The organism is Polynucleobacter sp. es-GGE-1, assembly GCF_018882005.1.
Lineage (GTDB): Bacteria > Pseudomonadota > Gammaproteobacteria > Burkholderiales > Burkholderiaceae > Polynucleobacter.
Window position 1 is genome coordinate 44,711 of sequence record NZ_JACVPE010000009.1, and the last position, 21,629, is coordinate 66,339.

The following is a 21,629-nucleotide window of genomic DNA, read 5'->3' on the forward strand; positions in this document are numbered from 1 at the left end:
ATGGGAATGAGTAAAGACAATCGCGACCTATTGGTTGGTTTAGATATTGGAACCTCCAAGGTGGTTGCCTTAGTTGCGGAATTAGCACCCGATGGCAAATTTAATGTGGTGGGTGTTGGTCAAACTTCTTCAAAAGGGTTGAAGAAGGGCGTTGTCGTCAACATTGAAGCTACTGTTCAATCGATTCAGAAGGCTTTAGAAGAAGCCGAGATCATGGCTGATCGTCAAATCGTTCAAGCCTTTACGGGTATCGCAGGTAACCATATTGTGAGTTTCAACTCGAGCGGTATGGTGGCTATCCGCGATAAAGAAGTTACCGCAGGCGATGTGGAGCGCGTTCTAGAGACAGCCAAAGCAATCAACATTCCAACGGATCAACAAATTTTGCATATTCTTGTTCAAGAATTCATTATCGATGGACAGGAAGATGTTCGCGAACCGATTGGGATGAGCGGCCTTCGCTTAGAAGTCAAAGTACATATTGTTACGGGTGCGGTAAGTGCCGCACAAAATATTGTGAAGTGTGTGCGTCGCTGCGGTCTTGAAGTCAATGACCTCATTTTGCAGCCTTTGGCCTCGAGCCTTGCAGTCTTAACTGAAGATGAAAAAGAGCTTGGGGTTGTCTTGGTGGATATTGGTGGCGGCACAACTGATATTGCAATCTATTGCCAAGGATCGATTCGTCATACAGCGGTAATTCCTATTGCTGGTGATCAAATCACCAATGACATCGCGATGGCATTACGTACGCCAACAATTGATGCCGAAGATTTAAAGATTGCTCACGGTATTGCACGTCAAGAAATGGCCGATCCAACCGCCATGATCGATGTCCCTGGTATGGGTGATCGTGACCCACGGCCAATGTCCAAACAAGCTTTAGCTGCGGTGATCGAGCCGCGGGTTGAAGAGCTATTTACTTTGGTTAGAGGAGTTGTGCGTGATTCTGGCTATGAAGACATGGTTTCTTCTGGAATTGTTTTGACTGGCGGTACTTCATTGATGCCAGGAATGGTTGAGCTAGCCGAGCAAGTGTTCTTAAGACCGGCTCGTATTGGCACTCCAGAATATCGCGGTCATTTGCATGAGGTCTTACGTAGTCCGAGATTTGCTACCAGCATCGGTTTATTAATGGAAGGTCAGGTGCAGTTATTGCGTGGCCGCCGTTTTTCTCAATCAGGCGCGTTGCAAGGTGTGATGTCACGCATGAAGGAATGGTTTGCAGGAAATTTTTAAGTTTTTCGTCGTCGTCAATGTAGTCCGTTTTTTACCTAGGAGGGTATATGGAATTTGAAATGTTAGATCAAGAAACAGCCGGTAAAACCATTATTAAAGTGGTTGGAGTCGGTGGGGCTGGTGGTAATGCAGTCCAGCACATGATCCGTCGCGGTGTCAATGGCGTAGAGTTCATTTGCATGAACACCGATGCTGGCGCATTACAGCGCTCTGAGGCATCTGTGAATTTGCAACTGGGCTCTAGCGGATTGGGTGCGGGCGCTAAACCAGAAATTGGTGCAGCTTCTGCAGAAGAAGCTCGTGCACGCATTGCTGATGTATTGCAAGGTGCACATATGGTGTTTATCACTGCTGGTATGGGTGGCGGCACTGGAACAGGTGCGGCACCTATCGTTGCTCAAGTGGCAAAAGAAATGGGCATTCTGACCGTTGGCGTGATTAGTAAGCCATTTGATTTTGAGGGCGTCAAGCGCTTGAAAGTGGCGGAGAATGGGGCAACCGAACTTGAGTCCTATGTGGATTCATTAATTGTGGTACTCAATGAAAAGCTCTTTGAAGTGATGGGTGAAGATGCTGAGTTTGATAAGGCCTTTGCTTGTGCTGATGATGTATTGCACAACGCTGTTTCTGGCATTGCTGAAATCATCAATGTTCAAGGCTTAATTAACGTTGACTTTGAAGACGTGAAGACTGTTATGGGTGAGCAAGGTAAAGCAATGATGGGAACCGCAACGGTTTCAGGTATGGATCGTGCCCGCTTGGCTGCTGAAGCTGCTGTTGCTTCTCCACTGCTTGAGGGGGTTGATTTATCTGGTGCTCGCGGCGTTTTGGTCAACATTACTGCCAATCGTTCATTGAAGCTGTCTGAAACACGTGAAGTCATGGCTGCTATTCGTGGTTATGCTGCTGATGATGCAACTGTGATCTTCGGAACGGTATATGACGAGAGCTTAGGCGATGCATTGCGTGTCACGGTAGTTGCTACTGGCTTGAATAATCCACAAGCCCGCCAAAATCACCAACCAGAAGTGGTATGGAGACAAGCGACTGGTACGCATGATGCAATGCCAACGATGGCAGATCTCAATAGCTTTGCTCCTGCAAGTGCATCAGCAGCGATGAGCAAGGTTAGCTTAGATTCTGCTTTGAGTACTAGCGCAGGTATGGCTTTGACAGGTTCTGGTAGTGCGCCTGCAACAGCTGCGCAACCAGCAAGCAGCGGTGTTGATTACAGTCAGTATGATTTGCCACGAGTATTTCGTAGCTCTCGTGAGGCAAGCGCTGCACCGACTTTAGGTGCCGATAGCTCCCCTCAAGCAAAGACCTTGCTTGATAAAGGGGCTGATTACTATGAAATCCCTGCTTTTTTACGTAAGCAAGCAGATTAATTGACTGCTTAATACAATAGGCCATTGCGAAATGCCAGCGCGGCGCCCCTCCGGACGACGAATCCCGCGCTTGCGTTGGCATGCTTACTAACAATTACCTATTGGAGACATCATGATTGCTGTTGGACAAAAATTACCAAATGCTACTCTTTATGAATTTTTTAACGAAGAGACTGAAGGCTGTGCGTTAGGGCCTAATGCTTTTGAAGTTGAAAAGCTGATGGCTGGCAAAAAGATTGTGATCTTTGCATTGCCTGGCGCCTTTACGCCGACCTGCTCTGCAAAGCATGTCCCTGGATATGTTGAGCACTACGATGCGATTAAAGCAAAGGGTGTGGATGAGATTTGGTGTATTTCTGTGAATGACCCATTTGTGATGGGCGCATGGGGCCGTGACCAAAAGGTAGGTAAAAAAATTCGCATGTTAGGTGACGGTAGTGCTGAGTTCACCAAAAAGGTGGGCTTGGAGCTGGATTTGACTGCCCGTGGTTTTGGTGTGCGTTCTGATCGCTATGCCATGATTGTGGAAGATGGCGTAGTAAAAACTTTAGAGCGCGAAGCGCCAGGTAAATTTGAAGTCAGTGATGCCGCTTCTATTCTGAAAAAACTGTAATTCAATTTATTAACTAACCTCCCCTGAATTTAGAGACGTCATCATGATGAAGCAAAGAACGATTGCCACTCCGGTTAAAACCGTGGGAATTGGTTTGCATTCTGGCAGCAAGGTGACGATCTCTATTAAACCTGCGCCAGTTGATTCAGGGATTCAGTTTGTCCGTGTTGATACTCCAGAGCAGTCGGTAGTACCCGCAACTGCTTTGGCTGTATGCGATACACGGCTTGCGTCTGTGATCCAAAAAGATGGTGTGAGAGTTTCTACAGTAGAGCACTTGCTCTCGGCTTGTGCTGGCTTAGGTTTGGATAATCTCTTGATTGAGCTTGATGGTGAAGAAGTCCCCATCATGGATGGAAGTGCTGCTTCATTTCTATTTTTGATTGAATCTGCTGGTATTGTTGAGCAAGCGGCTGCTCGTCAATTTGTAGTCATTAAAAAACCAGTTGAAGTACGTGATGGCGACAAACTTGCTCGCCTTGAACCTTTTTTCGGGTTTAAGTTGGATTTCACAATCGACTTTAAACATCCCGCTGTTGATAAAACGGGTCAGCGATTTATTGTCGATTTTGCAGAGCATGCATATCGTAGTGAAATTGGACGGGCACGCACGTTTGGTTTTGCTCACGAAGTAGAGGCTTTAAGAGAAATGGGCCTAGCACGAGGCGGTAGCTTAGATAATGCGATTGTTTTGGATGAGCACCGTATTTTGAATAACGAAGAACTTCGTTATGAGGATGAGTTTGTGCGCCACAAAATTTTGGATGCGATTGGCGACCTCTACTTAGTAGGTCATCCCATTGTGGGAGCTTATGTGGCTGAAAAATCAGGTCATGCACTCAATAACGCTTTATTACGTAAGCTCTTAGAAGATCCCAGTTCTTATGAAATTAGTAGCTTTGCTGAAAATAAGGCCCCTGAGGCTTTCTCTCAAGAAAGCCAACCTTTATTCTTTTGAGTGTTGAATTACTTCGGCTTATGCTGCAGTAATCGCTCTACCGTCTTCCGCAGTTCAGAGTCTGGAGCAAGCTTTTCTAGTAACTCTTCCCATGATTTTTTAGCAATGGCATTAAAACCTTGGGGTTTGCGATGCTGCTGATCGTTAGCGCGAGGTTTTACTTCCCACCCTGCGGGCGCTGGCTTCATTTTGACTTTAATAGCGCTGCATTTCAGCCCTAATTTTGATAACTCATTGATTAAGCTAGGTAAATTTTGTTGCAAACGACTGGCGATGCTGGCACTACTGACCAGTAAAAAGAGTTCATCTTGGCTTCCAGAGTGCCACCCAGCATCAATTTTGGGGCTGAGATGGCCCAAACCCAGTTTATCCAGCGCTATTCCTAAGGTGGACTTGATTCTGGCTAGATCTTCGGTCTTAGCCAGTATTCCCCCAAGACCATTGGATTTGCGTAGGTAATCAAGCCAGTCATAGGCCTTGTGCTTGCGGGATGGTTTAGGGGCAGAGTTCATAAAAAATGGGGTTACGGGTGATAAACTCAAGGTCTTCATTTTCTTCAATATCCCATGGTAATCGGTCTTCTTAAAACCCTGGTCGGCAGTCGTAACGACCGCCTCTTAAAACAGTATCGCAAAGTCGTTGCCAAGGTTGGTGCTTTCGAGCCAAGCCTGCAATCTTTGGATGATGTTGCGCTTGCCGCTAAAACTGTTGAATTTAAGTCTCGACTGGCTGCTGGCGAGTCTTTAGATGACATTGCGCCTGAAGCATTCGCAGTAGTGCGTGAAGCTAGCGTACGCGTTATGAAAATGCGTCACTTTGATGCTCAGCTCATGGGTGGACTAGCACTTCACCAAGGCAAGATTGCTGAGATGGGTACGGGTGAGGGTAAAACTTTAACTGCCACACTCCCAGTGTATTTGAATGCTTTGACTGGTAAAGGTGTTCATGTTGTTACGGTGAACGATTATTTGGCGCAACGTGACGCTGAATGGATGGCGAAGTTGTATAACTTCTTGGGTATGAAGGTGGGTGTCAATTTATCGCAGATGGATCACAACACCAAGCAAGAAGCATACGCAGCCGACATTACTTATGGTACCAACAATGAATTCGGTTTCGATTACTTGCGCGACAACATGGTCCAAGATTTGGATCAGCGTGTGCAACGTGGCTTAGCTTATGCGATCGTTGACGAAGTTGACTCGATTTTGATTGATGAGGCTCGCACACCGTTAATTATTTCTGGTCAAGCGGATGATCACACCGATCTCTATATCAAAATAAATGCGCTGCCTTCTCATTTAGAGCGTCAGATTGGTGAAGAGAAAGCGGATGGTACTGGTGTTGAAAAACCAGGTGACTATTGGGTAGATGAAAAATCTCAGCAGGTCTATTTAACTGAGCAGGGCCACGATAAAGCTGAGCAAGTATTGGTTCAGATTGCTGCCTTAAATGATGGCGACTCTCTCTATGCGCCACAGAACATCACCTTGATGCACCATGTATATGCAGCCTTACGTGCACATACTTTGTACAACCGAGACCAACACTATGTTGTGCAAAACAAAGAAGTCATCATTGTTGATGAATTTACTGGTCGTTTAATGCAAGGCCGTCGTTGGTCTGATGGTTTACATCAGGCAGTCGAGGCTAAAGAAGGTGTACCGATTCAGAATGAGAATCAAACCTTAGCAACGATTACTTTTCAGAACTATTTCCGGATGTATGGCAAGTTGGCTGGTATGACTGGTACTGCTGATACTGAAGCATATGAGTTCAAGGAAATTTATAACCTTGAAACCGTAGTCATTCCACCCAATCGTATTAGCCAAAGAAAAGACAAACAAGATCAAATCTATAAGTCTTCTCGCGAACGTTATGACGCTGTTATCAAAGATATTGAAGATTGCTATGAGCGTGGTCAACCAGTATTGGTTGGTACAACCTCGATTGAAAACTCAGAATTAATCTCTGGCTTATTAGACAAGCGTAAGTTGCCGCATCAAGTCTTGAATGCAAAACAACATGCCCGTGAAGCAGAAATCATTGCGCAGGCAGGTCGTCCGAAGATGATTACGATTGCCACTAATATGGCTGGTCGTGGTACCGACATCGTGCTTGGTGGTAATGTGGGCAAGCAGTCCACCTTGATTGAAGCTGATGAGGCTTTATCAGATTCAGAAAAAGTGAGCAAGATTAAGCAGCTTCAAGATGAATGGCAAAGCATTCATGATCAAGTGTTAGCTGCAGGTGGTTTGCATATTATTGGTACTGAGCGCCATGAGAGTCGTCGTATCGACAATCAATTAAGAGGTCGCTCTGGCCGACAAGGTGATCCAGGCTCTTCACGTTTTTTTCTGTCTTTAGATGATCCATTGCTGCGTATCTTTGCTGGTGACCGCTTAAGGTCTGTCATGGAGCGCTTGAAAATGCCTGACGGCGAGCCGATTGAAGCGGGTATGGTGACACGTTCTATTGAGTCTGCGCAACGTAAGGTCGAGGGTCGTAACTTTGATATTCGTAAGCAGTTGCTCGAGTATGACGACGTTGCTAATGATCAGCGCAAAGAAACCTATCGCCTCAGAAATGAAGTACTTGAGAGCCAGGATATTGGCGAGCTGATTGCTAATTTGCGCGAGGATGTATTGCGTTCCGTTTGCTCTTTCTATGTTCCCCTAGAGTCTATGGAAGAGCAGTGGGATTTGCTTGGACTGGAGAATGCCCTAGCTAATGAGTGGGGTCTGACGGTTGATTTGCAGAAATGGGTTGAGGGCGCGGAAAGTGTCGATGACGCAGAGATCGTGGAACGTGTATTAGCTGGTGCTAAAGAGTCTTATGATGCGAAGGTTGATCTCTCTGGACGTGAATCTTTTGCTGGCTTTGAGCGCTCTGTACTGCTCTATAGCGTAGATATCCATTGGCGTGAGCACTTGGCTGCTTTAGATCATTTGCGCCAAGGAATTCACTTGCGGGGCTATGCCCAAAAGGATCCAAAACAAGAGTATCGCCGCGAAGCCTTTGAGCTATATGGTGAACTCTTGAGCACTATTAAGAATGATGTTGTTAAGAGCATCACGACGGTACAGATTCGTAGTGCGAGTGAATTAGATCGCGCAGCAGAATCGATGAATGAAGATTTAGCTAAGTTAAAAGATCTTCAGTACCAGCATGCAGATGCCGATATGGAAGTTGCTGGCTCTACTGGTGATCGCGGCGCTGCAATTGATATTCAGCCAGCGCCAGTCCGTACTGGTCCGAAGATTGGTCGAAACGATCCTTGTTCTTGTGGTAGTGGCAAGAAATACAAGAACTGCTGTGGTGCATTAACTTAACCATCGCCCTGAATGCATTAATAATCAAATGGCTCGGCTAATGCAGAGCTTTTTTTTGGCTATTTTTATTTCAATGCCGAAGTGGGAGATAAATTGATATCTCCCCCTGTTTTTGATACGCCTCATCTACAATTATCGGACTATGACAGTTAATTTACCTCTCCCCCAAAAAGCCGATCTGAAGCCTGTTAAAGGTTTTGAGATGGGTATCGCTGAAGCTGGAATTAAGAAGGCCAATCGTAAAGATTTATTGGTGATGACTCTTGCTCCTGGCTCACAAGTCGCTGGTGTTTTTACCTTGAATCGTTTTTGCGCCGCCCCTGTTCAAGTTTGCCGCGAGCATCTGGCGCAAGAGGGTCGAAATGGCGAAATTCGGGCCTTAGTTGTCAACACTGGTAATGCAAACGCCGGCACAGGTGAGCAGGGTATGAAACATGCTTTAGAAACATGCGCTGCTTTAGCCAAGGATCTCAAGATCAATCCAGAGCAGATCTTGCCATTTTCAACAGGGGTGATTCTGGAGTCTTTACCGATTCAGAAAATCATTACTGCGCTTCCCAAGGCAGTAGCTAATTTGGGTGAGGACAACTGGTTTGATGCGGCCCAAGCAATCATGACTACAGATACTCAGCCAAAGGCAAGTTCAGTCACGGTTCAAACGCCAGCTGGTCAAGTTGTGTTGACGGGTATTTGTAAGGGCGCAGGAATGATTCATCCCAATATGGCAACTATGTTGGGATTTATCGCCACTGACGCTGGTTTTGCCCCTGGCTTATTGAGCGAACTCACTCGCGAGGTTGCTGATCTTTCGTTTAATGCTATCACGATTGATGGTGATACCTCGACTAATGATTCCTTCATCATCATGGCGACTGATCAATCGTCAGTACACATCAAGTCGATCAGCGACCCCAGTTACACCATCGTGCGCGAGGCTTTAATTACCCTAGCTAGAAAATTAGCGCAGATGATTGTGCGTGATGGCGAAGGTGCCACTAAGTTCATGACAATTGAAGTGGTTGGTGGCAAGACTGCTGAAGAATGCCGTCTAGTAGCAAAAGCAGTAGCTCATTCACCATTGGTTAAAACCGCGTTCTTCGCGAGTGATCCTAATTTGGGTCGTATTCTTGCGGCTATTGGTTACGCAGGCATAAAAGACTTAGACGTTAATCATGTCCAAATGTGGCTGGGTGATGTTTGGGTTGCTAAAGATGGCGGGCGCAATCCAAGTTATCAAGAGGCAGATGGTCAAAGAGTAATGCAGGCTCCAGAAATTACAGTCAAGATTGATCTAGGGCGCGGAGCTGCTACTCAAACGATGTGGACCTGTGACTTGTCACATGACTATGTTTCGATTAATGCGGACTATCGCTCTTAAAGATATCAATCATATGAATGAAAAATTTGACCGTCTTTTAGACCATCTCGAAACCTTTTTACCAAAACCACTAACTGATGAACAGTGGAAATCTTCCACTGCATTTAGATGGCGTCGTAGAGACAGTATCTTTGGCAGTATTGGATTTTTACAGCCAGTCAAGCATGTGTCTGATATTACCTTTGAAGACCTTCAAAACATTGATCGTCAAAGAGATGCGATTCGGGATAACACTAAAAATTTCATCCAGAAAAAACCAGCCAATAATATTCTGCTTACTGGCGCCCGAGGAACGGGTAAGTCTTCCTTGATTAAAGCCAGCTTGCACGAGTTTGCAAGCCAAGGCCTGCGTCTGGTAGAGGTGGAAAAAGAGCATCTTGCCGACTTGGCCGATATCACGGAGCTTCTGGCTGATCGTCCCGAGCGCTTCATTATTTTCTGCGACGATCTCTCCTTTGAAGACGGTGAGTCAGGCTATAAGGCTATGAAATCTGCTCTTGATGGCTCAGTATCGGCTCAAGTCGATAATATTTTGATCTATGCCACCTCTAATCGTCGTCATTTATTGCCGGAGTATATGAAGGACAACGAAGGTTATGTACATGGCGATGATGGCGAAATTCATCCAGGTGAGGTGGTGGAAGAAAAGATTTCTTTATCAGAGCGCTTTGGTTTGTGGCTCTCGTTTTATCCGCCTAAGCAAGATGAATATTTGGCAATTGTGGCGCACTGGTTGGCACATTTTGGTTTGAGTGCGGAGCAAATTTCGGCTGCTCGTGCAGAAGCGCTCGTTTGGGCTTTAGAGCGCGGTTCTCGTTCTGGCCGTGTGGCTTGGCAGTTTGCAAAACATTGGGCTGGATCACACGCCTAAGATGGATTGATTCTGGTGAGTGAAATTAATCGACCCGTTACTGAAGTAGCCGCTGGAATATTGCTGGATCAATCCGGTCGCTATCTATTGGGACAAAGACCAGAAGGCAAGCCCTATGCAGGTTATTGGGAAGTACCTGGCGGCAAGATTGAAAAAGGCGAATCTGTTTTCGAGGCGCTGAAACGTGAGCTACAAGAAGAGCTTGGTATCGACATTCATGCGAGTGAAGAATTAACCATCCTCGAGTATGACTATCCGCATGCTTATGTACGCTTACATGTGAGCATTATTCGAGAATGGATAGGTACTCCAAAAGGCTGCGAAGGCCAGTCCCTGTCCTGGCAATTATTAAGCTCAGAAAAGCCTAGTGTGGAACCGCTATTACCAGCCGCTTGGCCAATGCTGGACAGGCTGAAAGCCCTTTTGACCTAGAAGTGGCAGAGCGTCAGCTTGAATGACACATCCTTATTTGCAGGCTGTGATTTTTTATCACGATCTGTTTGCATAAAGCGCACGGATAGTAAATATTTATTGGCGCTAATCTCGGAGAAGAGCGTGTCATCTTCTACCGCAACTCGCATCAGCTGATAAATTTTCCCAGAAGGTGCTTGCTGGAATGAGCCGTTGTGAGCCAAGACATCTTTTGCTTCACCTGACTGACGCAGTAAGCGTAAAAATAATTGACAGGCATCTTGCCATGGTAATAAGGGATGCGCAAAATTTTCTAGTAACTTGCGACGCTCATTCGATGGACTATTTTTCCAAGCATGATAGCTAGGCAAATCAATTGGACTTGTACCCCCGGGAATATTTAAGCGTGTACGAATACTATTGAGCCACTCGCTCTCAGAAATTGCTAAGTTTGGTCTACCAGTAGATTGATTAATCTTGCTAGCAACAGAATATATTTCTGCTAGTGTTTGAGAAAGAGTTTCTTGATCTACTTTTTGTGAGGTCTTAAGTCCATTGAGGGCATATTTTTGACGCTCAAATTCTTTTAGTAGTAGTGATTTGATGTCGCCGCGTGCACCAATGTCCCCAAGGTCAAACAACATGGCGATTGCATTGTGATGAAGTTCGGGGTCATCGGAGCGAACGAAATGATTGAAGCGGGCGAACAAATACTCCAGTCGAAGCATGCTTCGAACTAATTCATTGAAGGGGTATTCGTAGACAATCACAAGCCCATATTCTATGACGAACTGAGCTGTTCTTACTTAATCTGTAGGATTTTTTCGTGCAAATGGTTTACTTCAGCTTTCAACTTCTCAAAGCTGGCTTGATTCTCAATAACGATATCCGCACTAGCAAGACGATCTTTTCTGGCTGCTTGAGTCTGCATAATTTTTTCCACCTCTGCCCGGGGTAAATTGCTGCGCTGCATCACTCTGGTAATTTGGACTTCTTCAGGGCAGTCCACCACCACTAACTGGTCAAGCAGTCCTTGCCAAGAGCCTGATTCAAGCAGGAGAGGAACGACAAAGACTAAGTAGGGCACTCCTTCAGCAGCTAATCGCTTGGCTTGCTTGATAGTTTCCAGGCGGATCAGGGGGTGGGTAATCGCCTCTAAGTTCTTTCTCGCCTCAGGCTTGGCAAAGACTAGGGCGCGCATCTTGCCCCTCTTTAATGCCCCGTCTGCATCAAGATAGTCGGCGCCGAATTGTTCCTTTATAGCTTCTATTGCCACTCCCTTTGGCGAGGTGATCTGATGGGCTATGAGATCCGTATCTACAATCCCCGCTCCTAAGCTGCCCAGTAAATCGCTGACTGCAGTTTTGCCTGAGCCAATGCCTCCGGTTAGACCGATCAGGGGAATGCGCCCCTTGAGTCCGCTTAAATCGGATTGTTCAGAAACCATGTTTGGAGGATCTGTGGCCATAACAACTCAATGATGCCAGCAACAGCCAGGAATGGTCCAAAAGGAAATGCTGAGCGAATAGATTGCTTTTGATATCTAAGCCAGATGAGCCCTCCAAGCAGGCCGCTGATGGATGCCACCAATAAAATTCCTGGTAAAGCGCTGAGGCCAAACCATGCTCCAAGTGCAGCTAGCAGTTTTGCATCGCCCATGCCGACCCCATTTTGCTTTTTAGCCCATCTATAAATGAAGTTGAGCCCCCATAAAAATGCATATCCAAGGAATGCACCTGCAATCGCATTTGGAAAGCTGGTCAATCCTAAAATTGGAAAGTAATTAAAGACCAAGCCAGCGGCAATCATGGGAATAGTTATGGCATCAGGTAGGCGAAAAGTTCGCAGATCGATATAGGCTAGGTAAACCAAAGCCAAGATCAGCAAGGTGCGAACTAAATCAATTATCGTTAAAGCATGCATTAAACGATTTGCCCTAAATTAAATATTGGTAGATACAGAATAATGACCAGTCCACCAATGATGATGCCAACTAGCATGATGAGCAAGGGCTCTAGAGTCTGGCTGAGATTATTGAGGCTACCGCTGAGTTGAGAGCCTAAAGTGTTGGCGCGCTTACTTAGCATCTGTGCAAGAAAGCCACTTTCCGCTGCAATATGAAGTAATTGCAAAGTCTCAGTGTCGAAAAAAGAATGTTTTGGATCAGCCTTTTTCAAGGACGCACCTAAGGGCCAGCCTCGGGTCAGGTGTTTAAAAACTTCTGCACTGAGATCATGACTGAGCCAGTGATTAGAGGATTGCGCGGTGACGCGTAGCGCATCAGGAAGTGGTAAACCTGACTCTAGAAGATGGCCCAGGGTTCGACACCAGTAAGTCAGGGCAGCCAAGCGAAGCAATTTGCCCAGTAGCGGTATCCGAAAACTCCATTGATCACACATTTTTTGTAAGTAAATAGATTTTATCCAAGCAAGTAAGCAGATGAGAGTGCTAGTAAGAAGGCAGGCACAGATTTCTATAAAGAAATGATTCATGATGGACGATATTTGAATGAGTGCTTTGGTCGGCGGCGGTAATTCTGCTTGAAAGTGAACAAAGACATCTTTAAATACTGGCACTACCCAAATCATCATGACGATGACCAATAGAAGCGAGCTGCTTAAGGTAATGATGGGGTAGCTTAGTGCTTGTTGTACTTTGCGCCTTAATTCAATTTGAGCTTCTAGTTGTTGGCAAATAGTCTTGAGTGCAAGCTCAATATCTCCTGTACGTTCACTCACACGGATCAGATTAATGAACTCCATCGAAAACAGATTGTGTTGTGCCATGAGGCTTTGAGAAAAACTGTTACCTTTCTTTAAATGAGCCTGTACATCCCTGAGCCAATGCTGCCAGTCTTTAGGCGCTGAAGACTGAATGAGTTCAATGGCATTCAAGAGGGCTAGCCCAGCATTAAACAAGGTGAGTAATTGCTGAGCGAAATCTAATTGCGATTGCTTGTTTAGTGCCATGTACATACCTCAGTATCTAAGGTGGCTTGATCAATGTTCCCCTTTTTGACATGATGTAATCCAGCTTCAGCGATATTGAGGTAGGGCAAGGATGGGTCAAATAATTGCTGACGACCTAGAACCTCATGTACTCCGATGCGACCAAAGTAACCAATGCCCTTACAAACTCTACAAACTTCAGAGACATTGCCTGCAGTGCAGTTTTTACATTCACGGCAGAGTGTTCGAACTAAACGCTGAGAACTGACACTTTGCAAACAAGATTCAAGCGATTCTTGATCTATCCCGAGATTTTTGAGTCTAGTGAGTGCAGCTCTGGCATCGCGCGTGTGTAAGGTGCTTAAAACAAGATGTCCTGTTTGTGCAGCCTGAATTGCAAGTGCCGCAGTAGCCCCATCCCGAATCTCTCCAATCATGATGACATCAGGATCTTGTCTGAGGAGTGCTTTGATAATGACTGAAAAATCAAGGCCTGCGCGTGGGTGATACGCCACTTGATTAACGCCAGGAAGACGAATTTCGATGGGATCTTCAATCGAACAAAGGTTGCGATGGCTTTGATTAAGTGCGTGTAGGCAGCTATAAAGCGTACGCGTTTTGCCGCTGCCTGTCGGGCCCGTTACTAGTATTAAGCCGTTAGGTCTTGCAATCGCTTTTTGAAAAATATGCAGTTGCTCAGGTAGTAAACCCGTTTGCTCTAGGGAGAGTTCCTCAAGACGATTGGGAAGGATGCGAATAACTGCTTTTTCACCATGAAGGGTTGGAAGTATTGAGACGCGACAATCAATGGTGGGTTTTGAAAAATCTAAGCCAATGCAGAGACGACCATCTTGAGGAATGCGTTTTTCTGCAATATCTAAACGCGCCAATATCTTGATACGCGTAATGAGACGCTCATGCAGTTCGGCAGGGTATTGTGACTGAGCTTGGAGTAAGCCATCCACTCGAATGCGAACTTGCGTTCCTAGAGCACACGCTTCAATGTGAATATCACTCGCCCTGGCGTGAATTGCATTTGCTGCGATTTCATACCAGGTGCGAATAATGAGTGAGTCATCTTGAGAAAGGTTCAATCTTGATCTTGATTGAGGGTAGGGCGATAGAGTTTGACAGTCTTCACTCCTTGATCATCAAACTGTACGATTTCCATGACAACGCCAGCAATTTTGATGCTGACATCATGGTCAGGAATCGCTTCAAGATTTTCTAAAATCAGCCCATTTAAAGTTCGTGGCCCATCGAGCGGTAGATTCAAATTCAAAAGACGATTGAGGTCTCGTAAGGATGCTCCGCCACTAGCCAGATAGGTGCCGTCTGAAAGCCAATGCGGATCGGTAGAGAGACTGGAGAATGAGGTTGTAAATTCGCCAATGAGCTCCTCCACAATATCCTCAAAGGTAACTAGACCAAGAACCTCGCCATACTCATTCACTACTAGACTTAAGCGTTGCTGGTTGTCTTGGAAAAATTGCATCTGCTGTAATACCGGTGTACCGCTCGGTATGAAGTAAGGCTCATTAACCAAGGATCTAAAGTCTTCGTGCTTTAGGTCTGAATCGCCCAATAAAGACAAGGCTTTCTTAACCGATAGGATGCCTACAATTCTTTCGGAGTCGCCATCGCAAACCGGTAATTTGTTGTGATAACAAGTTTCTAATTGCTGAACTACTTCATCAATGGGTCTAGCAAGATCCAAAATTTCTATTTTTGACCTTGGTGTCATGACATCATCCACTGTGATGTTTTCTAGGTTAAATAGGTTGAGCAAAATATTGCGATGGTGATTAGAAACAAAGCGATTGGATTCCAAAACCAAGCTACGCAACTCTTCTTTGCTCATCGTTCTACTATCTGAGGATGATTGCAGGCCAGAAACCTTCATCAAACCAGAAACAAAACTGTTTATCAGCCAGAGCAAGGGCTTTAATAAGAAAGTCAGCGGCAGAATGAGCCAGCCCACATTTGAGGCAATCTTTTCGGGAAAGGCGGCACCAATGACCTTAGGAGTGATTTCGCTAAAGATGATGATCAGTAATGCAACTACCAGAGTGGCAATTGATAGAACCAGTCCACTATCACCAAATAGATGGAGGGCAATACCAGTTACCAGAATAGGTAGGATGGTATTGATGAGATTGTTGGATATCAGTAGGACTGATAAAAGGGAATCAATTCGCTTGAGAAGTCTTTCTGCTAGAGCGGCGCCTGTATTACCGCTATTGGCCATGGCGCGTAAGCGATGGCGGTTCGATGACAACATACTAGTTTCGGCCATCGAAAAGAAGCCAGAAAGCGCGAGCAAAAATAGGACTAAGGCAGCCTGGCTATAAAGGGGCCAATCGTCAAAAAAATTGTCCATGGTGTTTGCCTGCAAAAATTAAGGATGATTCAATATAGCAAAGTAGGCTTTCACAAGCCATATTCACAAGCTATGGCTAGGGTAGAAAGGCTTGTAATCTGCCTTACCGAATTATGTGAGAATTATCCCCATGCCCTCCTCTAAAAAATCACCTCTTTCAGAAAGTGCGCGTTACTGCGTCATCGACGCCCCTTTTGGAAAATTGGGGATTTTGACTGAATTAGTCGATGGAAGTCTCATGCTATCGAAGATCGACTACCTGCCAGCTAAAGCCGCTTTATCAAAGCCTCAGAATGAGCTGGCTAAGGAGGTGGCTAAGCAATGTACAGCCTACTTTAAGGACCCACAGTTCCAATTTGATTTACCTATGAAGCCTATGGGTACTGTTCACCAGCAAAAGGTATGGCAACAGATTCGGGAGATACCAGCCGGAAAGGCAAAAACTTATGGTGAGGTAGCTAGCGTTATCAAGAGTGGTCCCCGTGCGGTGGGCACTGCATGTGGCGCTAACCCTTTTCCTTTGATCACACCCTGTCATCGCGTCGTTTCCGCGCAAGGCATTGGCGGATTTATGAAAGAAAATTCACCAGGTCTTTATCGCCAAATAAAAATATGGCTTTTAAAGCACGAGGGAGTGCTTTAAGTTTTAAAGGGCTTTTCTAAGTGGGCTTGATGCATTATGAAAAAAGAGCTTCATGAGGGCATCGCTACCAACAGCTACTTTGGTAAAAGCATAAAAAGCCATTACTGTTTTTCTAGAAAGCTTTACTTCATCTTTGTGATCAAATTGTTTACGAGCAGCTATTTTGGAGAGTGTCATCACTGCTAAGCCAAAAGCTAAAAAACAAAAGCGCCTTACCCCAGCCTCTTCTTTCGGAATCAGAAGAATGTAACTCATCGAATCTTGAAGTTTTTGATACGCAATCTTGAGCAGCTCAGCTTGAGTCATATTGCCTGGCTTCCATGAGACGCCTCGTGCATTGTCCTCGGGCGAGTCTTTGAGAATGTTAGTCATTTGCAGAGCTTGACCAAAAGCAACCGAGAGGGCCTCGTGTCCCTGAATATTTATTGCAAACTTAGCAGAGTGATTCCTAAAGATGCTTGTCAGGAGTTCGCCAACAACTCCAGCTACCACATAGCAATATTTCTCAAACTCTTGCAGATCCCTTAAACCTGATTCAGTTTGCTTCCCATGAAAATGCGACATGCCTTCAGACATGATGGAAATACAGTGACTCACTGCCACTTGATCTGCACTAGAGCAAGTATGCAAAATTCTGAGGACGGTTGGGGTATGTGTAATTAAATCAAGCTCATCTTGATTGTCATAGCCCTTTAACTCTTGGAGACAGGGATCGACAAATAACTGTACCGGTAATTTATCCAGAACAGCATCGAGAAATAATTTAGATAATGTTTGCTTAGTCTCTGGGCTGAGGTCTGCGGCATCTTCAATCGTATCGACAATGCGGCAAAGCAGGTAGGTATTGCCAACGACCTTTTCCATCTCTGGTGGTAGCAAGGGGATAGTGAGTGCAAAGGTTCGCGATACCGAGCCCAAAATGGCTTTTTGGTAGGCTAGATCAATATCTAGATTCTCGATAGGGTTAGATTTAGGTGATTGCACCCGTCAATTATGTCAGACGAACTTGCCCTGAATTGGGACTTATTTCCTTAGTAACAAAAGTGACATAGCCATATAATTTCACCAAATTCTGCAAGGAGAAATCAGGCGTGCTGATTTGGTTCGTCATCATTTACTGGGTTATATCGGTTGGCATCGGCCTATGGGCTGCATTGCGCGTAAAAAATACTGCGGACTTTGCAGCAGCAGGTCATAGCCTTCCAATGCCAATTGTGACGGCCACTGTTTTTGCTACCTGGTTTGGATCCGAGACAGTTTTAGGCATTCCTGCCACCTTTTTGAAAGAAGGCTTGGGGGGCGTTGTCTCAGATCCATTTGGCTCCTCTCTTTGTTTGATTTTAGTTGGCCTCTTTTTTGCGCGACATCTCTACAACCGTCGTATGCTCACCATTGGTGATTTCTTTCGGGAAAAATATGGTCGCACTGTAGAGGTCTTGGTAACCCTTTGTATCGTTGTTTCGTATTTGGGTTGGGTTGCTGCTCAGATTAAAGCCTTGGGTTTAGTTTTTAACGTGGTGTCTGAGGGCAGTATTTCTCAAACAGGTGGCATGATGATTGGTGCTGCCAGCGTTTTGATCTACACCCTCTTCGGCGGCATGTGGTCAGTAGCCATTACCGACTTTATTCAGATGATCATTATTGTGATTGGCATGCTGTACATCGGCGGCGAGATGACAGCGCAAACAGGTGGTTTTAGCGTAGTCATTGAACATGCTGCTGCAGCGGGGCAATTTAGTAATTTCTGGCCGGAGATGAATTTGGCATCCATTCTCGGGTTTGTTGCAGCGCTTTGTACCATGATGCTAGGCTCCATTCCACAGCAAGATGTTTTCCAGCGTATTACCTCGAGTAAGAACGTCAACATTGCCGTGAATGCTGCCATTCTCGGTGGCGTGCTTTACTTTATTTTTGCTTTTGTACCGATGTACTTAGCCTATTCGGCGACCTTGATTAATCCTGATTTGGTAAAAGAATACTTAGATACCGATCCACAAATGATTTTGCCAAAACTGATTCTGCATCATGTCCCCATCGTTGCGCAGGTAATGTTCTTTGGCGCTTTACTCTCGGCAATTAAGAGTTGCGCCAGTGCAACTCTATTGGCACCTTCAGTGACCTTTGCAGAAAATATTGTGAGAGGCTTTTTCAAGCATCTATCCGATCAAGATTTACTAAAAATCATGCGAATCACAGTATTGTGTTTTGCCGTAATAGTCACTTTCTTTGCAGTGAATTCTGAGTTGTCTATTTTTAAGATGGTGGAGAGCGCTTACAAGGTGACTCTAGTGGCAGCTTTTGTGCCCCTTGCCTTCGGGGTCTATTGGTCTAAGGCTAATTCTTTGGGCGGTCTATTGGCCGTGGTTGGCGGCCTGACTATTTGGATTAGCTGTGAAATCTTGGCCCCTAACGCCATCATGCCGCCTCAGTTGGCGGGCTTACTGGCCAGTATTGCTGGCATGATTTTGGGTAGTCTAGTACCCAAAGACCTTTTAAAGGCAGTTTAGCTTCAGTAGTGCCTAAAAATTAGGCACTCAAATGTGTTGTAGCCCAAAATGTTCTCCTCTAATATGACAGTAATACTAAATTTTCTATTCTTCTGGGGTTCCTATGAAAATCTGTGTGATCGGGGGAGGTGGCGCCATTGGCGGTTACCTAGCTGTCATGTTGGCGCGATCGGGTAATGATGTAACGGTTGTTGCGCGCGGTGCAACTTTAGCGGCAATTAAAGAGCGCGGCTTGGCATTAATTATGGATGACCAACCCGAGCCTTTAGTGGCAGAAGTAAAAGCAGTAGAAAAAATTAGAGATGCTGAAACACCAGATGTTGTGATCTTGGCAGTGAAGGCCCATCAAGTTGAGCCGATTATTGATGACTTAGCTGCGATCATGGGACCAGAAACGATTTTGATCCCGATGCAAAACGGAATTCCTTGGTGGTATTTCCAAAAACTGGGTGGCGAATTTCAAGACCATTCTGTTGAAACAGTCGATGCTGGCGGTCAAGCAAAGAAGGCCATTAATCCAAACAACATCATTGGTTGTGTTGTGTATCCAGCAACTTTTACTCAAGCTCCGGGTGTGATTCGTCACGTAGAAGGCAATCGTTTCCCATTGGGCGAGCTGGATGGTAAGGTAACTGAACGTATTCAGAAGATGTCTGAGATGATGGGTGCAGCTAGCTTTAAGTCGCCTATTTTGGAGGATATCCGTTCCGAAATTTGGCTCAAGCTGTGGGGCAATATGACATTCAATCCAATCAGTTCATTGACTCACGGCACTTTGGAAGGCATTTGCCAATATCCATTAACCAAAGAATTAGCGCGCAGCATGATGGCTGAAGCACAAACGATTGCTGAAAAACTCGGTGTTACTTTCCGCGTGGATATCGAGCGTCGCATTGCGGGTGCCGAGAAGGTGGGCAAGCATAAGACTTCAATGTTGCAGGACTTGGAGGCTGGTCGTAGTTTAGAAATCGATGCACTCTTGGGCTCAGTAATTGAGTTAGGCAAGATTACTCAGACACCTACACCTTGTTTGAATACGGTATTTGCTTTAACGAAATATTTGGATGAAAACGTGCAGGCCTCTAGAGGTAGCTTGGCATTGCCATCGGTATCAGGCTACTAAAAACTTTTAGTTCTTTCAGTAAATAAAAAACCCTTGCTACTTAACATAGCAAGGGTTTTTGTCTTGTAGAGAGTCAACTATTCGAAGCGATTATCGAGTCGACCCACGCCATCAATGATGATGCTGACATTGCTACCAGGTTTCATAGAGCCAACGCCTACTGAAGTGCCGCATGCAATGATGTCACCTACCTCTAAAGGCACATCTTGGGAAATTAGGCTTACCAATTTGGCTGGTGGGAAGATCATGTCTGATATGGGGTAATTCTGACGCTCTTGATCATTGAGAATAGTTTTGATAGTTAATTTGCTTGGGTCAACATCGGTAGTGATGTAAGGACCAAAGACACCAAAAGTGTTGAAGCTCTTGGAGCGGGTCCACTGTGCATAACCAGGATCACGATTCAGAATCTCAATGGCAGTGACATCGTTAATACAGGTGTAACCAAAAATCGCTTTTGCTGCCTCAGCCTCATCTGCTTCATGGATGCGCTTACCAATCACGATACCAAGTTCTCCCTCATAAACTACCTTTCCTGAATAGGACTTGGGAGTGCGAATCACTTGATTGGTAGCCAGAAAGGAATTATTGCCTTTGAGGAAATACAGCGGCTCGGCAGGTACGGCGTGCTCAAGCTTAGTTACGAGCGCATGAAAGTTATCCACCATGGCAACCATCTTGGATGGGATACATGGGATGTCAATGGTGACATCGACCAATTTTACGGTTTCGCCAGTCGGTTTTGGGTTTTGAAACAAGTCGCCTGAGTACACCGCGATTTGGTCACCCTGCACTTGTCCTAAACCGCTTTTTCCTTGATGTTGAAATTTGAGCCATTGAGCCATAATGAGTTCCTATGAATTAAATATTTGATAGTCAATATCTTACAGGGGTGAGTTGATGTCTAAGACTTCTGAGCTCGTTTTTGCACCAGAATTGGATCAGCCCGTTCGTTACATGGAACGCACCCGTAGCTATTATTTAGGTTTGGGATACGACAATCCCTATGTGTGGGCTCACTATATTGATGCGCCATTTACGCCGCTCAAGAAACCCCTCAATCAATCTATTTTGGGTTTAATTACTACCGCAGTACCCTTTGATGCTAGCAAAGGCAATCAAGGTCCTGGTGCCCCTTATAACGCGGCAGCAAAGTTTTATCAGCCCTATGAATATTCAATAGATGGCGATATCGATTTAAGAATTGCGCATGTCGGCATTGATCGTAAAAATGCCAATATGGAAGATATGCCTTGTTGGTTTCCATTGTCAGCAGCTCAGCAGGCTGTAAAGGCGGGCAGGATCCTGGCACTTTCTCCCCATTTTTATGGTTTACCTACTAATCGCAGTCAACGTCATACTCTCGAGATAGACGCCCCAATCATTTTGGATATGTTGCGTGCAGATCATGTTGAGGTCGCTGTTTTAATTCCGAATTGTCCTGTCTGCCATCAGAGCCAAAGTTTATTGGCGAGATATCTGGAGGAAGCAGGTATTTCAACAGTAGTGATGGGCGCAGCAAAAGATATTGTTGAGTATTGTGGCGTTCCCAGATTTTTGTTTAGCGATTTTCCATTAGGAAATGCTGCTGCAAAACCCAAGGATCCCGAGTCTCAGATTCTCAATTTTGAATTAGCACTGCGCCTATTGGAGTCTGCTCCTGCAGCTCGAACCACGATGCAATCACCCCTCGTTTGGTCGGTGGATCCTAGTTGGAAATTGGACTATTCCAATCTTGAAAAGTTATCTAAGCAAGAAGTTGAAAGATTGCGTGATGAAGCTGAACAGGCGCGCATTACAGCGCGTGAACTCAGAATGCAAAGCGTTGGAAATTAAGCGTT

General features: G+C 45.3%; 21 protein-coding genes. 12 read left to right on the forward strand and 9 right to left on the reverse strand.

Going from position 1 to position 21,629, the window contains the following annotated elements; genetic code table 11:
• Positions 1–6 precede the first annotated feature (6 nt).
• The 4 genes from ftsA (at position 7) to lpxC (ending at position 4,195) form a co-directional block, all read left to right on the forward strand.
• A complete protein-coding gene (gene ftsA, locus ICN35_RS07975) occupies positions 7–1,236 on the forward strand; it encodes a cell division protein FtsA (RefSeq protein WP_215296200.1) in 1,230 nt (409 codons plus the stop codon).
• 47 nt (positions 1,237–1,283) lie between these two features.
• Positions 1,284–2,624 carry a cell division protein FtsZ gene (ftsZ, locus tag ICN35_RS07980; RefSeq protein WP_215296202.1) on the forward strand — a complete coding sequence of 447 codons (1,341 nt, stop codon included), beginning with the start codon at positions 1,284–1,286 and terminating at the stop codon, positions 2,622–2,624.
• A 112-nt stretch (positions 2,625–2,736) separates the two neighbouring features.
• Entirely contained in the window at positions 2,737–3,237 is a 501-nt protein-coding gene (locus tag ICN35_RS07985) for a peroxiredoxin (protein WP_216126270.1), read from the forward strand.
• Positions 3,238–3,280: 43 nt separating this feature from the next.
• Entirely contained in the window at positions 3,281–4,195 is a 915-nt protein-coding gene (gene lpxC / locus ICN35_RS07990) for a UDP-3-O-acyl-N-acetylglucosamine deacetylase (RefSeq protein ID WP_215296204.1), read from the forward strand.
• 8 nt (positions 4,196–4,203) lie between these two features.
• On the opposite strand, the gene ICN35_RS07995 is transcribed toward lpxC, so the two are convergent.
• Entirely contained in the window at positions 4,204–4,746 is a 543-nt protein-coding gene (locus tag ICN35_RS07995) for a hypothetical protein (RefSeq protein WP_255535767.1), read from the reverse strand.
• Positions 4,747–4,761: 15 nt separating this feature from the next.
• On the opposite strand from ICN35_RS07995, the gene secA reads away from it, so the two are divergent.
• From secA to ICN35_RS08015, 4 genes are all read left to right on the forward strand, one after another.
• Positions 4,762–7,527 (forward strand): preprotein translocase subunit SecA, encoded by a 2,766-nt coding sequence (gene secA / locus ICN35_RS08000; protein WP_216126272.1) that lies wholly within the window; start codon positions 4,762–4,764, stop codon positions 7,525–7,527.
• 142 nt (positions 7,528–7,669) lie between these two features.
• On the forward strand, positions 7,670–8,905 hold the full coding sequence (gene argJ / locus ICN35_RS08005; RefSeq protein WP_216126276.1) for a bifunctional glutamate N-acetyltransferase/amino-acid acetyltransferase ArgJ: 1,236 nt from the start codon (positions 7,670–7,672) through the stop codon (positions 8,903–8,905).
• Between the two features lie 13 nt (positions 8,906–8,918).
• Entirely contained in the window at positions 8,919–9,776 is an 858-nt protein-coding gene (locus tag ICN35_RS08010; RefSeq protein WP_216126279.1) for an ATP-binding protein, read from the forward strand.
• A gap of 15 nt (positions 9,777–9,791) precedes the next feature.
• Positions 9,792–10,208: an NUDIX domain-containing protein gene (locus ICN35_RS08015; RefSeq protein ID WP_215296207.1), complete on the forward strand. Its 417-nt coding sequence runs from the start codon at positions 9,792–9,794 to the stop codon at positions 10,206–10,208.
• On the opposite strand, the gene zapD is transcribed toward ICN35_RS08015, so the two are convergent.
• The 6 genes from zapD to ICN35_RS08045 are packed head-to-tail and all read right to left on the reverse strand — an operon-like array spanning position 10,205 to position 15,515.
• Entirely contained in the window at positions 10,205–10,957 is a 753-nt protein-coding gene (gene zapD, locus ICN35_RS08020) for a cell division protein ZapD (protein ID WP_216126282.1), read from the reverse strand. The two genes, ICN35_RS08015 and zapD, sit on opposite strands and share 4 nt — an antisense overlap.
• Positions 10,958–10,989: 32 nt before the next feature.
• Positions 10,990–11,634, reverse strand: coding sequence for a dephospho-CoA kinase (gene coaE / locus ICN35_RS08025; protein WP_216860842.1), 645 nt, complete (start codon positions 11,632–11,634; stop codon positions 10,990–10,992).
• On the reverse strand, positions 11,610–12,110 hold the full coding sequence (locus ICN35_RS08030; protein WP_216126285.1) for an A24 family peptidase: 501 nt from the start codon (positions 12,108–12,110) through the stop codon (positions 11,610–11,612). The genes coaE and ICN35_RS08030 overlap by 25 nt, the downstream gene beginning before the upstream one ends.
• Positions 12,110–13,156, reverse strand: a complete 1,047-nt coding sequence (locus tag ICN35_RS08035) for a type II secretion system F family protein (protein ID WP_216126289.1) — start codon at positions 13,154–13,156, stop codon at positions 12,110–12,112. The genes ICN35_RS08030 and ICN35_RS08035 overlap by 1 nt, the downstream gene beginning before the upstream one ends.
• Complete coding sequence (locus ICN35_RS08040; protein ID WP_216126292.1) at positions 13,147–14,229, reverse strand: GspE/PulE family protein; 1,083 nt, start codon at positions 14,227–14,229, stop codon at positions 13,147–13,149. Before ICN35_RS08040 ends, ICN35_RS08035 begins: the two co-directional genes overlap by 10 nt.
• Positions 14,226–15,515 carry an HlyC/CorC family transporter gene (locus ICN35_RS08045; RefSeq protein WP_216126294.1) on the reverse strand — a complete coding sequence of 430 codons (1,290 nt, stop codon included), beginning with the start codon at positions 15,513–15,515 and terminating at the stop codon, positions 14,226–14,228. The genes ICN35_RS08040 and ICN35_RS08045 overlap by 4 nt, the downstream gene beginning before the upstream one ends.
• A gap of 130 nt (positions 15,516–15,645) precedes the next feature.
• On the opposite strand from ICN35_RS08045, the gene ICN35_RS08050 reads away from it, so the two are divergent.
• Positions 15,646–16,158, forward strand: a complete 513-nt coding sequence (locus tag ICN35_RS08050; RefSeq protein ID WP_216126297.1) for a methylated-DNA--[protein]-cysteine S-methyltransferase — start codon at positions 15,646–15,648, stop codon at positions 16,156–16,158.
• 3 nt (positions 16,159–16,161) lie between these two features.
• On the opposite strand, the gene ICN35_RS08055 is transcribed toward ICN35_RS08050, so the two are convergent.
• Positions 16,162–17,142, reverse strand: coding sequence for a squalene/phytoene synthase family protein (locus ICN35_RS08055; RefSeq protein ID WP_216126301.1), 981 nt, complete (start codon positions 17,140–17,142; stop codon positions 16,162–16,164).
• 107 nt (positions 17,143–17,249) lie between these two features.
• Here ICN35_RS08055 and ICN35_RS08060 point away from each other — a divergent pair, with 107 nt between their 5' ends.
• Both ICN35_RS08060 and ICN35_RS08065 read left to right on the forward strand, forming a co-directional pair.
• On the forward strand, positions 17,250–18,665 hold the full coding sequence (locus ICN35_RS08060) for a sodium:solute symporter family protein (RefSeq protein WP_216126303.1): 1,416 nt from the start codon (positions 17,250–17,252) through the stop codon (positions 18,663–18,665).
• A gap of 103 nt (positions 18,666–18,768) precedes the next feature.
• Positions 18,769–19,788, forward strand: a complete 1,020-nt coding sequence (locus tag ICN35_RS08065; protein ID WP_216126306.1) for a 2-dehydropantoate 2-reductase — start codon at positions 18,769–18,771, stop codon at positions 19,786–19,788.
• Between the two features lie 77 nt (positions 19,789–19,865).
• Here the strand turns inward: ICN35_RS08065 and ICN35_RS08070 are convergent, their stop codons facing one another.
• Positions 19,866–20,633 (reverse strand): fumarylacetoacetate hydrolase family protein, encoded by a 768-nt coding sequence (locus tag ICN35_RS08070; RefSeq protein WP_216126309.1) that lies wholly within the window; start codon positions 20,631–20,633, stop codon positions 19,866–19,868.
• A 55-nt stretch (positions 20,634–20,688) separates the two neighbouring features.
• Between ICN35_RS08070 and ICN35_RS08075 the strand changes: the two genes are divergently transcribed.
• Positions 20,689–21,624, forward strand: a complete 936-nt coding sequence (locus ICN35_RS08075; protein WP_216126312.1) for a hypothetical protein — start codon at positions 20,689–20,691, stop codon at positions 21,622–21,624.
• Positions 21,625–21,629: the final 5 nt, after the last annotated feature.